The 15170-nt window shown below is 62.6% G+C and carries 13 protein-coding genes; 8 read left to right on the top strand and 5 right to left on the bottom strand.

The features are described from left to right. Positions 1–171 precede the first annotated feature (171 nt). The 3 genes from VGG64_23830 to VGG64_23820 are packed head-to-tail and all read right to left on the bottom strand — an operon-like array spanning position 172 to position 5984. Complete coding sequence (locus VGG64_23830) at positions 172–1662, bottom strand: DUF1501 domain-containing protein (GenBank protein HEY1602655.1); 1491 nt, start codon at positions 1660–1662, stop codon at positions 172–174. A 32-nt stretch (positions 1663–1694) separates the two neighbouring features. Beyond that, on the bottom strand, positions 1695–3185 hold the full coding sequence (locus VGG64_23825; GenBank protein HEY1602654.1) for a DUF1501 domain-containing protein: 1491 nt from the start codon (positions 3183–3185) through the stop codon (positions 1695–1697). A 12-nt stretch (positions 3186–3197) separates the two neighbouring features. Further along, complete coding sequence (locus tag VGG64_23820; GenBank protein HEY1602653.1) at positions 3198–5984, bottom strand: PSD1 and planctomycete cytochrome C domain-containing protein; 2787 nt, start codon at positions 5982–5984, stop codon at positions 3198–3200. 450 nt (positions 5985–6434) lie between these two features. On the opposite strand from VGG64_23820, the gene aroF reads away from it, so the two are divergent. The 8 genes from aroF to VGG64_23780 all read left to right on the top strand — a co-directional run bounded on the left by aroF (position 6435) and on the right by VGG64_23780 (position 12001). After that, positions 6435–7472 (top strand): 3-deoxy-7-phosphoheptulonate synthase, encoded by a 1038-nt coding sequence (gene aroF / locus VGG64_23815; GenBank protein ID HEY1602652.1) that lies wholly within the window; start codon positions 6435–6437, stop codon positions 7470–7472. After that, the gene (gene tpiA, locus VGG64_23810; protein ID HEY1602651.1) at positions 7469–8224 is read left to right on the top strand and encodes a triose-phosphate isomerase; all 756 of its coding nucleotides are present in this window, start codon (positions 7469–7471) and stop codon (positions 8222–8224) included. The genes aroF and tpiA overlap by 4 nt, the downstream gene beginning before the upstream one ends. A gap of 133 nt (positions 8225–8357) precedes the next feature. Then, complete coding sequence (gene secG / locus VGG64_23805; GenBank protein ID HEY1602650.1) at positions 8358–8861, top strand: preprotein translocase subunit SecG; 504 nt, start codon at positions 8358–8360, stop codon at positions 8859–8861. A 33-nt stretch (positions 8862–8894) separates the two neighbouring features. Continuing rightward, positions 8895–9875, top strand: a complete 981-nt coding sequence (locus VGG64_23800) for a YicC/YloC family endoribonuclease (protein HEY1602649.1) — start codon at positions 8895–8897, stop codon at positions 9873–9875. 26 nt (positions 9876–9901) lie between these two features. Beyond that, on the top strand, positions 9902–10501 hold the full coding sequence (gene gmk / locus VGG64_23795; GenBank protein ID HEY1602648.1) for a guanylate kinase: 600 nt from the start codon (positions 9902–9904) through the stop codon (positions 10499–10501). After that, the gene (locus tag VGG64_23790) at positions 10498–10761 is read left to right on the top strand and encodes a DNA-directed RNA polymerase subunit omega (protein ID HEY1602647.1); all 264 of its coding nucleotides are present in this window, start codon (positions 10498–10500) and stop codon (positions 10759–10761) included. The genes gmk and VGG64_23790 overlap by 4 nt, the downstream gene beginning before the upstream one ends. Beyond that, entirely contained in the window at positions 10758–11318 is a 561-nt protein-coding gene (locus tag VGG64_23785; protein HEY1602646.1) for a flavoprotein, read from the top strand. Before VGG64_23790 ends, VGG64_23785 begins: the two co-directional genes overlap by 4 nt. A 44-nt stretch (positions 11319–11362) precedes the next feature. Further along, entirely contained in the window at positions 11363–12001 is a 639-nt protein-coding gene (locus tag VGG64_23780) for a phosphopantothenoylcysteine decarboxylase (protein ID HEY1602645.1), read from the top strand. Between the two features lie 27 nt (positions 12002–12028). Here VGG64_23780 and VGG64_23775 read toward each other — a convergent pair whose 3' ends face one another. Continuing rightward, positions 12029–13288, bottom strand: a complete 1260-nt coding sequence (locus tag VGG64_23775) for a metallophosphoesterase (GenBank protein ID HEY1602644.1) — start codon at positions 13286–13288, stop codon at positions 12029–12031. 94 nt (positions 13289–13382) lie between these two features. Next, entirely contained in the window at positions 13383–15008 is a 1626-nt protein-coding gene (locus VGG64_23770; protein HEY1602643.1) for a response regulator, read from the bottom strand. Positions 15009–15170: the final 162 nt, after the last annotated feature.

Here is a 15170-nt window from a genome sequence, read left to right as displayed (position 1 = left end):
GCTCCAAATTCAACCCGAGGTGTCGCCGCCGTGAGGCAGGCGGGGTATTTAACCTAACCAACCTAAAGAACACCACCCTTAACCCGCCCACGGCGACGCCCCCCAAACCATTTCATATTCCCGTGGCGATTCCGCGCGCTTAACTTGCGCGGAAGGTGCAGCGCAGCAACGCTACGCGATGATCTCGCGGATCGGCCGTCCGAAATCGATTTCCAGCCGTTTCCGCCCGGGAACTTCCAACCGTCGCGGGTCGAGCCCCAGCTGATCGAGCACTGTGGCGTGCAGATCGGTGACGTAGTGCCGATTCTCGACGGCGTGAAATCCCAACTCATCCGTCGCGCCGTGTACCACGCCGCGTTTGATGCCGCCGCCGGCCAGCCAGACGGAAAAGCCATACGGATGATGGTCGCGGCCGTCGGCATTCTGAGCGCCCGGCGTGCGTCCAAATTCGGTCCCCCACACCACCAGCGTCTCGTCGAGCAGGCCGCGCTGCTTGAGATCCTTGAGCAAGGCGGCGATCGGCTGATCGACCTGGCCACACAACTTCGTATGCCCTACCTTGAGCTGGCCGTGAGCATCCCACGCGCCGGCGCCGCCGTTGCTGCCATGGAAGATCTGCACAAAACGCGTGCCGCGTTCCACCAGCCGCCGCGCTGTCAGACATTGCTGCCCGAACGTGGCCGTCTCCGGCCGATCCAAACCGTATAGCGCGTGCGTTCTCTGCGTCTCGTCGTCAAAGCGCAACACCTCGGGCACCGCCATCTGCATGCGGAACGCCAACTCGTATGATTTGATCCGTGCCCGCAGCGCCGCGTCGTCCGGATATTCGACTGCGGCCAGGCGATTCAGCCGACCGAGCAATTCGAACTCGCCGGCTTGTTCTTCGCGGAATACATCGGGCCCCGGCGCCGCGAACGGCAATGGGTTTTTCGAATCGGTGCCCAGTTGCACGGCGTTGTGCTCGGGGCCTAAATAGTTTGCGCCGTGTCCGCCGACGCCACCGCAACAGTCGGCCAGTGGCGTTCCCATGGCGACGAATTGTGGCAAGTCATCGTTGAGTGAGCCCAGACCGTAGTGCACCCACGAGCCGATCGTCGGGAACTGCCCCTCCAGCGAGTGCCGGCCTGTGTGAAACTGCAATTGCGCGCCATGATCGTTATCGGTGGTCCACATCGAGCGGACGATCGCCAGGTCGTCCACGCATTCGGCCAGGTGCGGCCACCAGTCGCTCATCTCGATGCCGCTTTGCCCACGCTTCTGATAGCCGATCTGCAGTGGATAGATGAGGGGCTGCGGATGGTGCAGACCCGGGACGAACTCGCGTAGGTTCTTCTTCGTTAGCGGCGAGGCGACAGGATCTTCGAGCGGCGTTTCGGCTACCGTCTTGCCGGCGTAGGTATTCAGCGCGGGCTTGGGATCAAAGCTCTCCATATGGCTGGTGCCGCCGACCATGAAGAGCCAGATCACATTTTTTACGCGTGGCGAAAAATGCGGCTGGCCATCGGGCGCTTCCCACGTTGGCGCGACATCCGCGGCGCGGACGATATTGTCGCGCGCCAGCATCGCCCCCAGCGCCAGCCCCGTAAAGCCCATGCCGACATCGGCCAGAAACGTGCGGCGCCGTATGCCGCGGCAACCCATCGTCGCGCGATTCGGTTTCATGGCTTGGCTCTGCGCAACGTGTGACCTTTTAGCTATGCGATAATCTCGCGGATGGGCTTGCCGAAATCGATTTCCAATCGCTTGCGACCGGGCACTTCCAACCGTCGCGGATCAAGCCCCAGTTGATCGAGCACCGTGGCGTGCAGATCGGTCACGTAGTGTCGATTCTCGACGGCATGGAATCCGAGTTCATCTGTTGCGCCGTGGACCACGCCCCGTTTAATTCCTCCGCCGGCCAGCCAGACAGAAAAGCCATACGGATGATGGTCGCGGCCGTCGGCGTTCTGTGCCCCCGGCGTGCGACCGAACTCGGTGCCCCATACCACCAGCGTCTCGTCCAGCAAGCCCCGCTGCTTGAGATCCTTCAACAAGGCGGCGATCGGTTGATCGACCTCGCCGCACAACTTCGTATGCCCTACCTTGAGCTGGCCGTGCGCATCCCACGCGCCGGCGCCGCCGTTGCTGCCGTGAAAGATTTGCACGAAACGCGTGCCGCGTTCCACCAGCCGCCGTGCCGTGAGGCATTGCTGCCCGAACGTGGCCGTCTCGGGCCGCTCCAAACCGTACATCGCGTGTGTCTGCTGCGTCTCGTCGTCGAATCGCAATACCTCAGGCACCGCCATCTGCATGCGGAACGCCAGCTCGTATGATTTGATCCGCGCGCGTAGGGCCGCGTCATCCGGATATTCAACTGCGGCCAGCCGGTTCAGCCGGCCGAGCAGTTCGAACTCGCCCGCCTGTTCTTCGCGGAACACATCCGGTCCCGGCGCCGCGAACGGCAACGGGTTCTTCGGATCGACGGCCAGGTGCACCGCATCATGTTCCGGTCCTAGATAATTTCCGCCATGCCCGCCGACGCCGCCGCAACAATCGGCGATCGGCGTTCCCATGGCGACGAATTGCGGCAAGTCGTCGTTCAACGAGCCCAGACCGTAATGCACCCAGGAACCGATCGTGGGAAAGAAACCTTCCAGCGAATGCCGGCCGGTGTGAAACTGCAACTGGGCGCCGTGATTGTTGTCGGTGGTCCACATCGAGCGGACGATCGCCATATCGTCGACGCACTCGCCCAGGTGGGGCCACCAGTCGCTGATTTCGATGCCGCTCTGCCCGCGCTTCTGATAGCCGATCTGCAGCGGATAGATTTGCGGATGCGGATGGTGCAAGCCCGGCACGATCTCGCGCAGGTTTTTGGCTACCAGGGGCGAGGCGACGGGATCGTCGAAGGGCGTGTCGGCTACCGTCTTGCCGGCGTACGTATTCAGCGCGGGCTTCGGGTCGAAGCTCTCCATGTGGCTGGTGCCGCCAATCATGAACAGCCAAATCACATTCTTAACTCGCGGTCGAAAGTGCGGCTGACCGTCGGGCGGACTCCACGTGCTCGCGGCATCCGCGGCGCGGACGATATTATCGCGCGCGAGCATCGCCCCGAGCGCCAGCCCGGTAAATCCCATGCCGACGTCGGCCAGGAACGCGCGGCGATGCATGCCGCGACAGCCGTTGGTGGGTCGTTGGGAATTCACTGCAAGTCCTCGTTACCGAATCGTGACAAAATCGTTGTGGTTCAGCAGCACGTGTACCAGGTCCTGGCGAGCTCGCATGTGGGGATCGTCGGCCGGCTTGACCGCCGCGGCTTCGCCGCCGGCAAAGGCCGTCAACCGTGCAGGGTCTGCCAGTCGCTCGGCCTGCGTCTGCAAGAATTGCGTGGCCATCGCCAGCTCATCCGCTCTCGGGGCGCGCGACAGGATCTGCTCGAACGCCGCGCGAATGAACCGGTCGGCGGCGCCATCCGTTGTCGCCACGGCTTCCTGCCAAAGTTTGTCGGCCAACCGCCGCGACTGTTCTAGCGCCAGCGGGCTGTTTGCCAGGGCCAGCGCCTGCTGCGGCACGATGCTCTCGCTGCGACGGTAGCATTCCGTCACCCCCGCGACGTCAAAGACCTTCAGAAAGGTCATCTGCTTTTCGTTGGCGTGCTGGAAATACAAGCTGCGTCGCGGCAGTGTCAGGCCCTTGCCGTATTCCAAATCGGGGCCGCCGGCAGCCAGGTCTAACTGGCCGGCCACGCATAGCACGCAATCGCGCACCGTTTCGGCTTCCATCCGCCGAGGGTTGGCATGCCACAGCAGCTTGTTGTCAGGATCGATTTGCCGGCGCGGATCATTGGCTTCGGTGGTCGAGCGCATGCGATAGGCTTGCGAGTTGACGATCAGTCGGTGAATGGCCTTCATGCTCCAGCCGCGATCCATGAACTCGACCGCCAGCCAATCGTGCAACTCGGGATGGGCGCGCGGCTTGCCATTGAGCCCAAAGTCGAACACGGTCGGCACCAGCGGTTCGCCAAAATGATGCATCCACAAATGATTGATCGCCACCCGCGCCGTCAGAGGGTTTTCGCGATTGGCAATCCAACGTGCCAACGCCAACCGCCGACCGGTGCTGGTCGTTGGATAGAGCTTGTCGAGCGGCGGATAGTCGCTGCGCTTTTCGGCCTCGGCCCGAGCCGTGTCGAGCTTTGTGCGCGCGGCGGTCACGGCCTCTTCGGCTTTCTTGCGCTCTTGCTTCGCCTTGTCGTCGGCCGATTCGGCAGGCGGCGCGCCGGCAACCTTCTGCTCGGCGGCCAGCAGCGTCTCTTCGGCGGCGGCGATCGTGGCGCGGTTGGTGGCCGCGACCGCCTCGGACGTACGGTCCGCCAGATCGGCGGCGGGGGGCAAGGCGTATTTCGCGTTGTCGGCCGTGATCCGCGCCGTGACGCTGGCCAGCTCGGCGGTAACGGTCGACAAATGTTTATCGGCCAGCGCCGTGGCGGCAGTCTCTGTGGCAAGTGCCGCGGCGGCTGCGCGCTGCGCGTCGGTTTCTCCCTGCGTATTGGGCGTCTCGGTCGCTACGGCCGTGGTTGCCTGCGGCGCATCGGCCTTGGCCAGGCTGTCGCGTGCCGCCGCCAGCTTTGCTTGCGCTTCGGCCAGGCTGGCAGTTCCCTTTTCTAGCGCCGCGCGCGATTGCGCGAGCAGGTCGTCGCGAACGTAAGATTTCAGGCCCGGATTGTAAGAGGCCGCCGGCAGGTGCACGCTCTCGATCTTGACACCCGCAGCGGCCAACACGTCGGGCACGCCCGGCGACAACGGATCGTCTTCCTTCGGCTGAGTATCCAGACCGCGCACAAACAGAAACGTCTTCCGATCGTGATGTGCGTCGTAAACGCGGGCGATGCCGTCCGTCTCGATGTTGGGCTGGCTGGCCAAGCGATCGACGCGCACTTCGTACGGTTCGAAGAAGGCCCGCATGCGGTAATAATCGCGCTGCGCAATCGGATCGTAGCGGTGATCATGGCAGCGGGCGCAGTTGAGCGTGATTCCCAAGAAGGCCTTGCCCATGTGCTCGACCGTATTGTCGAGCCACACGTTGCGATTGAAGCGATACCAGTTGCGCGCGAGATACCCCGTGGCCCGCAAGGTCTGCGGATCGTCGGGCGCCAGCTCGTCGCCGGCCAGCATCTCGACGATCATGCGGTCGTAGCCGCGATCGGCGTTGAGCGATTCCACGATCCAGTCGCGCCAATGCCAGATATGGGGCTGGCTATCGCGCACTTCTTTGCCAAAGCCGGCCCAATCGGCATAGCGCCAGACGTCCATCCAATGACGGGCCCATCGCTCGCCGTATTGCGGTCGCGCCAACAATTGCTCGACCACTCGCTCATAGGCGTCCGGAGCCTGGTCGGCGACAAAGCTGCGCAGTTCCTCACGCGTCGGTGGCAAGCCGATCAGGTCCAAGTACAGCCGCCGCAGCAGAACTCCCTTGTCGGCGCTGCTGTTGGGCGCCAGGCCATGCTGCTCGCGCGTGCGGGCCAGTAATACATCAATCGGGTTGGTGAATCCGGCGGCCTGGCCATTGCGCGGCAGATCGGGGCGCTGCGGTCGCACAAAGGCCCAATGCTGGCGTGGGTCTGGCGGTGCAGCCTCGTCAGGTGCCGTGGCGCCCGCGTCGATCCATCGCCTGAGAATCGAAATCTCGTCGGCGGTCAATGGATCGCCGTCGGCCGGCATGCGATTCTCGGTACGCGTCACTGCTTCGACTAGCAGGCTGCCGGCACCGTTGCCAGGAACGATCGCCGCGCCGCTATCTCCGCCCTGGCGAATGCGCGCGGCCAAGTCCAACCGCAGGCCGGCCTCCTGCTTCAGTGCGCCGTGGCACGTCTCACAATGCCGCGCCAATAACGGCTTCACATCACGCACGTAATCCACGTCGGGCGCCGCGGCGAATGACGAATCGATGGCCGGGGCCACGCCCACCGACAGGCAGAGAAGTGCGACGCGAAACTTGAGCATCTTGACCCCTGCAACCACTCGCGGTGGGGCTGCCAGCCGTGCGAGCCTGGCAGGTCGGCGGACAGCGATTCTCGGGCGGGAAAGCAACACGAGCGAGTCTGGTCCGATTAAGCCCAAACCGCCCAGTCGTCTACCGTTCGGTTTTAACAGAACCGCGGCATGATGTCACGAATTCCGAGGCGGTCCCCAGTGCGATTGCAAAATCGGTCGGTGCCTGGGGTCGGCGTATTCGCCGCCCACCAGAATGTGGCAACGAACTGGGGTCTCGCTTCGCTCGACCCTAGCCACCCGAATATAAAAATGGGACTTTGCAGTCGTCCTAAGGCCGTGCCCGACGGCCCGCTTCCCGCCTTCAACGCCCTGGGCGGGTAGGGTATACTCCCGGATCACACTTTTGCCACTCGGAACCGTAATCCGGCGGCGACAACACCTGTGCGGCAGGCCGAAAACGTGATCATCGTACTCAAGCCGAACGTCACCGAAGCGCAAATCGAACACGTGGTTGCCAGGGTCGAGGCCTTAGGGCTGAAAGCGCATCTCAGTCGCGGCACCTTTCGCACGATCGTGGGCGTCATTGGCGACGAAGCCAAGACCCAGGTTGCTCCGCTCGAGGCCATTCCGGGCGTGGCGCAAGTCGTGCCCATACTGCCCCCCTACAAGCTAGCCAGCCTCGAAGCTCATCCCGAGCCGAGCGTGGTGGATGTGGCCGGTGTCAAGATTGGCGGCGGCTACCTGGGCATGATTGCCGGACCGTGCGCGGTTGAGAATGCGGATCGCATGGACAAGATCGCCTCGGCGGTAAAGGCGGCCGGCGCGAACATCTTGCGCGGCGGCGCGTTCAAGCCACGCACGAGCCCCTATGCCTTCCAGGGGTTGGGCGAAGATGGGCTGAAAATTCTCCGCGAAACCGGCGACAAGTACGGCATGCCGATCGTCACCGAGGTGATGGATCCGCGCCGCGTGGAACTGGTCGATCGTTACACCGACATGTTCCAGATCGGCGCCCGCAACATGCAGAATTTCAATCTGCTCACCGAAGTCGGCCAGACGCGCCGTCCCGTGCTATTGAAGCGCGGCATGAGCGCCAGCATCAAAGACCTGCTGATGAGCGCCGAGTACATCCTGGCGCAGGGCAATCCGGGCGTGGTGCTCTGCGAGCGCGGCATCAAGAGTTTCGACAATGCCACCCGCAATCTGTTCGACGTCGCCGCTGTGCCATTGGCCAAAACGCTTTCGCACCTGCCCATCATCGTTGACCCCAGTCATGCCACGGGGCGGCCCGATTTGATTCCCGCCTGTGCGTTGGCCGGCATTGCCGCCGGCGCCGACGGCGTTCATATCGAGGTCCACAATTGCCCCGAAGAGGCTCTCTCGGACGGAGAGCAGGCATTACTCCCCGAGCAGTACGCCGAGTTGGCCGAGCAAATGCGCAAGCTAGCCGAACTGCTGGGCAAGTCGATTTCACAACCGGCAGGAGCGACCGTATGAGGCGACCGCTGATCGCGGGCAATTGGAAGATGAATTTGCAGCGGGCTGGCGCCGTGGCGCTCGCGCAGGCTGTCGCGTCGAAGGCCGGCGAATATACTGCGGTCGATCTATTGGTCTGCCCTCCGAATGTCTATTTGGACGTCGTGGGTGCGGCACTAAAAGGGAGTGCCGTGGCACTAGGTGCCCAGAATGTCTACCCGGAACCGTACGGCGCCTTTACGGGCGAAACGTGTTCCGAGATGCTCGTCGACTTGGGCTGCCGGTATGTGATTCTCGGCCATAGCGAGCGCCGACACATCATGGGCGAAACCGACGACCAGGTGCGCGGCAAAACCGTGGCAGCACTTGCGGCCGGACTAACGCCGATCGTGTGCGTGGGCGAGACCTTGGACCAACGATCGGCGGGCCAGACGCACAATGTCATTCGGGACCAGATCAACGGATCGCTAGCAGGCTTGTCCGCCGAAGATTGCACGCGGACGGTTATCGCCTACGAACCGGTTTGGGCGATCGGCACAGGGCAGGTGGCCACGCCGGAGCAGGCCCAAGAGGTGCATGCGAACCTTCGCAGAGTTCTGGCGGAACGATACAATGCGGGCACGAGCGAAAAGGTCCGCATCCTGTATGGCGGGAGCGTCAAAGCGAGCAACGCGGGCATATTGCTGGCGCAGCCAGATATCGACGGAGCGCTGGTGGGCGGAGCCAGCCTGAAAGCAGACGATTTCTTGGGGATCGCGGCGGCCGCGCGATAGAAGAACCGGGCAAGATTGGGCCATGGCCCGATCGGCAGAGCAGGGCCAGATTGCCATATTTGTGCGTCGACCACGAGGGCATACGGAGTATGCCCCGCGTCAGTTTTACAGAATATCTGCGGGAGATCGAGCCATGTTCGGCGGCATCCTGATGGTGTTGATGTTTGTCGTGGCCCTGTTCCTGATCTTGCTGGTGTTGATCCAGCGCGGTCGTGGTGGCGGTTTGGCCGGCGCCTTTGGCGGCATGGGAGGTCAGAGCGCCTTTGGAACCAAGGCCGGCGACTTGTTCACGCGCATCACGATCATCGTCGCGGCGATCTGGGTGTTGTTGTGCGTGCTGGGAGTGAAGTACTACAACGTCGACGATAAATTTAGCAGCTCGCTCGGCGGCGCGGCCAAGTCGATGGATTTCGGCATGCCGGGCCCTGGCACGGCAACGTCTCCTGCGACGCCGCCCGGTGCAGCCGGCACAGCGACCACGGGGGCCGCTGGCACGGTTGAGACGGGTACCTCCGGTACAGTGGGCACCGCTCCAGCCGGCGAGACCGACACGAAGGCGGCCGCGCCGGCGACAACCGAGGCGCCAGCGACCGAAGGGGCGCCCGCACCGGACGCGGCAACCGACGCACCGAAGTAGTCACGTGCCAGCCGACGTCGCATGCGTGGCAGCGTGAGCTCGAATTTCAAGCGATGGTCGGCCGGCGCGGCGTCGAGCGTTCGCTTTGTCTTGATCGCTAGCCATCCCTGGTTCAAGGAGCTGTTGACCGTGCTACTGAGCATGACCGGATACGGCGACGCTCACAGCAAGCGCGACGGCAAAAGCGCGTGGGTCGAAGTCCGTACCATCAACAGCCGCTACTTCAAGCTCACCGTCAAGTGCCTGGAAGGGTACAACTCGCTCGAGCCCGAGATCGAGCAGGTCGTTCGCAAGCAAGTCCGCCGCGGCTCGATCCAGGTGGTACTGCGTGTCGACCGTCCGCGCAAATTCGACGAAGGGGGCATCAATCGATCGCTGTTGGAGAATTATCGCCAGCAGTTGCTGGAACTGTACCGCGAGTGGAAGGTGGACGACGCCTTGCCCTATGGCACACTGCTGTCGCTACCCGGCGTGGTGGCCGACCAGTTTCTCTCTCCGACCGAGCTGGTCGAGGACTGGCCGTTGATCGAAACCACGCTGGTCGCGGCGCTCGAGAATCTGGATCGGATGCGCGGCAAGGAGGGGGACGCGATGGCGGCCGACCTGGCCGACAATTGCCGGCAGGTTTCCTCGGCACTCAGCGACATCGAACTGCGCGCACCCCAGGTGGCCGAGGGGTATCGCACCCGGCTCACCGATCGGTTGCAAAAGACCTTGGATCAGTATCAAGTCACGCTCGATCCGGCGGACTTGATCAAGGAAATCAGCATCTTCGCCGAGCGCTCGGATATCTCGGAAGAAATCGTGCGTTTGCGCAGCCACCTGGCACAGTTCGACCAGTTGCTCGGCGCGACCGAGAGCTCCGGGCGCAAGTTCGAGTTTCTCACCCAGGAAATGTTCCGGGAAGCGAATACCATCGGCTCGAAAGCCAACGATGTGCCGATCTCGCGCCATGTGATCGAGATCAAGGCGGCCATCGAGCGGATTCGCGAAATGATCCAAAACGTAGAGTAGCGAGCACGTCAGGGCGAAACGGGCCGATGGCGACCAAAACAGGTCAATTGGTGATTGTGTCGGGTCCCTCCGGGGCCGGTAAGACGACATTGCTGCAACGGGTTTTCGAGCAAAGCGCTCGGCCGCTGGTGCAGAGCGTCTCGGCCACGACGCGGGCTCCGCGGCCGGGCGAGCGGGACGGCGTGGACTACTTTTTCCTCAGCCGCGAGGAGTTCGCCCGCCGACGTGATAAAGGCGATTTCCTGGAAAGCTGCGAGGTTTATGCCCAGGGGGACTGGTACGGGACCTTGCGCAGCCAGGTCACCCCTAGCCTGGCGGCCGGCAAGTGGGTAGTCTTGGAGATTGACGTGCAGGGGACACGCGAGGTCCTGCGGCACTATCCGCAGGCCCTGACGATCTTTGTAGAGCCCGGCTCAATCGACGAATTGGAGCGCCGCTTGCGCGACCGGGGGACAGAATCAGCAGCGGCGCTCGCGCGGCGGCTCGAGGTTGCCCGTTGCGAGCTGAATTCGGTCGATATCTACAGCCACCGGGTCATTAACGATCAGATCGACCGCGCGGCGCGGGAGATTTGCAATATTCTTAACCAGGCAAGTCCGCATCAAGCTGGAGACGTCTTGGAATGATTGACGAACTTCGTGAAGAACGGATCGTGAACAAGGTCGGGGGCCGCTTCAAGCTATCGACGCTGATTCAAAAGCGTTTGGTGGCGCTGAACGCCGGCAGCCGGCCGCTTGTGACTCTCGACACGCACGACAAGCTGGAGATCGTCATCCAGGAAATCATGCGCGACAAAATCTACCTCGACTCATCCAGCAATCTGCGCATTACCGGCGAGCCGGAAGCAGGCGGCGGACCTCCGGAACTGGATCTGAGCGATCTATGAACGGGCGTGAGCTAGTGGTCGGGGTCACGGGGGGCGTGGCGGCCTATAAGACCGCGGCGCTCGTGAGCCAGTTGGTGCAGGCCGGTGCCGGCGTGTCGGCCGTGTTGACCGCGTCGGCGCAGGAGTTCATCGGGTCTGCCACGTTCCAAGCCCTCACCGGCCGCAGCGTGCATACCGGCGTGTTCCACGATCCAAAACATCCGCTCGGAGCGCACATTTCGCTGGCCGAGCGCGGCGAACTGCTGTGCGTGGCGCCGGCGACCGCCAACTTTCTGGCCAAGGTTGCCCACGGTCAGGCAGACGATCTGCTGAGCACGTTGATCCTCAGTTTTACGGGCCCCGTCATATTGGCGCCGGCCATGAATTGCGAAATGTGGGATAAGCCGTCCGTACAACGCAACATCGAACAACTGCGGCAGGACGGATATATTCTGGTCGGTCCCGAAGCGGGCTGGCTCAGTTGTCGCCAGCAGGGAATGGGACGCATGTCGGCGCCGGAAAAAATCCTGGCCGCGATCGTTGCACAGCTGAACCAGCTGCCCAAGCGATCGACCTAATCGTCCTTCGATGGTGCCCATCCATCCGCTCAAGGTCATGCCCAATGGCGCGTATCCTGATCACGTCTGGGCCCACGCGGCAATATCTTGATCCAGTGCGCTATCTGACCAATGGTTCCAGCGGACGCATGGGGCGCGCCCTGGCCGAGAGCGCCCTGGCGGCCGGCCACGAGGTGGTCATCGTCAGCGGTCCGGTCGAGATCGATTACCCTGTGGCCGCGGAAGTCGTGCATGTCGTCTCGACCGAGGAAATGCTGGCGCAATCGCAGGCGATTTTTCCCGACTGTGCGGGGTTGATCGGCGTGGCAGCCCCCTGCGACTATCGCCCGATCCACGTGGCCGACGGTAAGATCGCAAAGACCGGCGAACCGCTGATGTTGCATATGATCGAGACGCCCGACGTGGTGGCGACCTTGGGCGCCAGTAAGCACAGCCAGTGGCTGGTAGGCTTCGCGCTCGAGACGGATGATCGCCGCTTGCGCGCGCTTGCGAAGCTGGAAAAGAAAAGCTGCGACCTGATGGTTCTGAACGGGCCGCAGGCGATGCACGCGCTGGATACGCAAGTGGAAATCATCGATCGGACCGGTGCCGTGATTCGTTCCCTGGCCGGCTCAAAGGAAGAGGTTGCCGCGGGAATCTTCAGCCTCGTTCAGACGCGGCTGATCGAGAAGAAGTCGGATTGAGTTGCGCCCTGATCGAGCAGGGGCGCCTCATGTCCAGGTCGCGTACTCTTTGCGCGTTTCCGATGTCGAGCCTCGGCCGGAGCGGCGCGACGGGTCGCCTGTCAAACGGAGCAGGGCTACTTCGGGCGGGCAGTGATAACGGACCGGCGTCAGGCCGGACACGCCTCGGCTGACGTGCATCAACGTCGGCGCCTCGTAAAACGTTCCGCAAGCGTACTTTGTGCCGTAGACGCTAGGAGCGAGTACCGGCCCCAGCAGTGGGAACTGAATCTGGCCGCCGTGCGTATGGCCGGCCAGCATCAAGTCGAACTTGTGACGACGAGCCCAGGAAATCTGATCCGGAGAATGCGACAACAAAACCCGCAGCAGCGATGCATTGTCGTCTCGCCACAGGGCCATGTCGGGCGCGGGACGAATCCAGGGAAGCTCGTTGCCTGCCAATAGCAGGCTCTCGCCATCGACGGTCAGGCGCCGGCACCGGCCGCCGAGGTTTACCAGTCCCGCATCGTCGAGCACGGCCCGCAGCGCTTGCACGTCCACTTTGCGATCATGGTTGCCCAGCACGTAGTAGACGCCATAGGGGGCGACCAGTTTGCCTAGCGTCTCGGAAAGCCATGCCAGGCACGATGCCGCGTCGACGATGTCGCCGGTGATCGCCACCAGGTCGGGCTTGGCCTCATTGGTGCGTTCGACGACATCGCGAAAGTAACCAGCCGCGATCCGCCCACTCATGTGCAGGTCGGATAGGTGGGCAATCGATAGGCCCTCGAGCCGCGCGGGCAGGTTGGGAAGTGCCAACGTCTTTTCCGTCATATCAAGACGGAAAATCTCGTTGGCTGATAGCATGGTGGCGAACTTCCAAACGCCGCGCGACCAGCTGGGTTCATCTTCGCGGGGGCCTAGACTCAGTCGCGTGGTGCTCTCATTCAACAATTGCGCGGGCGTGCGCAGCGAGCAGCGTGACGCCAGCCACATCGTGATGAGAATCGCACCCAGTACCACGCACAAACCGGTATAGATGGCGGGCAGCTGCCAAACAGCTGACTCGGAGACGGCCGTTACGTAGCTGGTAAACCAATTCGGAACGGGCGGCAAACTGTTCGGCCAGGTCATCGCAAACGCCGCTGCGATTACAAACGGGCCCCCGCTCGCCCCGATGAGTGACAGCAGCGAGCAACAATGCGCGACCCACCGCCAGATGCCTAGCCCATGCGAACGATTGAGGAAACTAACCCACAAAAGTGTGTTGCCGACCAGGGCCATGCCGAAGGCTATTTGAACAAGCATTGGATCCATCATCCGCTTGGTTGTGCGTCCAGCATGGCGACCGCTGGCGATGTTGCCGGACCGGTCGATCCCTTGGCATTTACCGCCGTTGAATTTATCCCTGTCGCACCATGCGCGAAGAATTGGACACCTTCTCAACGGTGTCCAGCAGGGCATCGAGCCGGAAGGGTTTGTAGAGGACCGCGTCGGCGCGGAGGCCGGCCTGACGAGCCTTGACAATCGAGTGCCCAGGGTCGTAGCCGAAGCCGGTCATAAGCACCATCGGCACACAGTCGAGGATGCCTTGCAGCTTGACCATCAGCTCGTAGCCGGTCATGTCCGGCAGGCGAATGTCGGCGATGATGCAGTCGTAACACGTGCCGGGGGCCAGATTGCGAACCATGTAGACCGCTTCGCCGGCATCGTGGGCCGTTTCAATGACGCAGCCGTACCGCTCGAGTAGGGCGTGGGCCGCGCTGCGGACGCTTTCGTCCGCGTCGACAACCAGAACTTGCAAGCCCCGCAGCTGCGGTCGCTGGGCATTTTGCATCGGCTGGGGGTGGGCCTGGCTGGGGGCCATTTGCTGGCCTACTTGCTGAATGACTTGCTTGATGTCGCGGGCGTTGCGGAGAATGTTTTGCAGCCGCTCGACGACGTCGGGATCGTGCCCGATGTAGCGCTCCATGACGTTGACGGCGTCGTTCAGAATGTCGTCGACCGGCATGGCCACGGCGCTGTGGATCGCTTCGACATTTTCCGCCACGGTTGTGGCCTTTTCGGCGACGAGTAGCTCTAGCGTATTCAGCGCCACAGCCACGTCGCGCGTGAAAATCTCCAGGAACTGCATGTCGCTCTCGGTGAAGGCCCGCGGCTCGGGACTCTCCACATTGAACGTACCGATAACTTCGTCGTGCAAGATCAGCGGCACGGTAAGCGAGCTTTTGGCGCCCTTACACCCTTCGAGGTATAGCGGATCTTCGGTCGTGTCCTCGCACAGGTAGCTCTTGCCCGTCGCGGCGACAAAGCCTGTCACGCCGTTATTTTGCAGTTGTGCGAACAGCGACCGGCCCATGGCCTCGGGGACCATGCCGGCGGCCAACAACGGCTCGAGCTTGCCCGTCTTGGCATCCAGCAGGCGAATTTCGACGACGTCGAAGTTGAGTAGATCCTGCGTGAAGTGCAGGATGTTCGACTTCAACAGCTCGATGCGTTCCTCGATCGACATGTGCGAGAGTTCGTCCGGCGAGAGGTCCGCCAGTTCGATGCCCGCCTGATGAATCGCCACCAGCTTCTGCTGCTGCAACACTTCGCTCGTCACGTCGCGAATCGTAACGATCAGGTTCTGCGGCGGACCATCGGCATCACTGATCGGCAGCGCGTGGACGCGGAAGTACTTGTTATCGCTGGAACGCAACGTCGAGCAGCTGCGCGCGCCGGTGGCCAAGGCAGTGTGGAAAGGGCAGAAGTCCGGGCCGAGGATCTCGGGGCTCCCCAGCACCGCGTAGAAATTCAGGCCGACGACCGACTCGCGGTCCGTCCATTCGCGCAGGCGTCCGTTGCCCCAGATCACGGTGTTGTCGTTGTCGAGCAAGACGACGCCATCGGGCATTTGCTCGAGGATCCGCTCGTTCTGGAGCAACTTGCCCAGCTCGAGTGCCTCGCGCAGGTGGGGTGACGAGACATAGACCGCGTCGAACTTCTCGCGGGCCAAGCGCGCAAAAGCGCGAATGGGATTTTTCACCGAGACAGCCTCGACAGAATCGCCGAGACGACTAATCAACGGGGCGGCGTTCTCGCCAACGTCGCCCAACAACAGGATTCTGGGTCTTCCCGTCAAAGGCCCTAACTCCCGGCAGAACCGATCCATCCTGGTGAAATTATACGATCGCGCGCATCGGCGAAC

The sequence above is a fragment of the Pirellulales bacterium genome, from assembly GCA_036490175.1.
GTDB lineage: Bacteria > Planctomycetota > Planctomycetia > Pirellulales > JACPPG01 > JACPPG01.
Note: the sequence above shows the minus strand (reverse complement) of the source record. Positions and strands in the feature narration are given on the sequence as shown.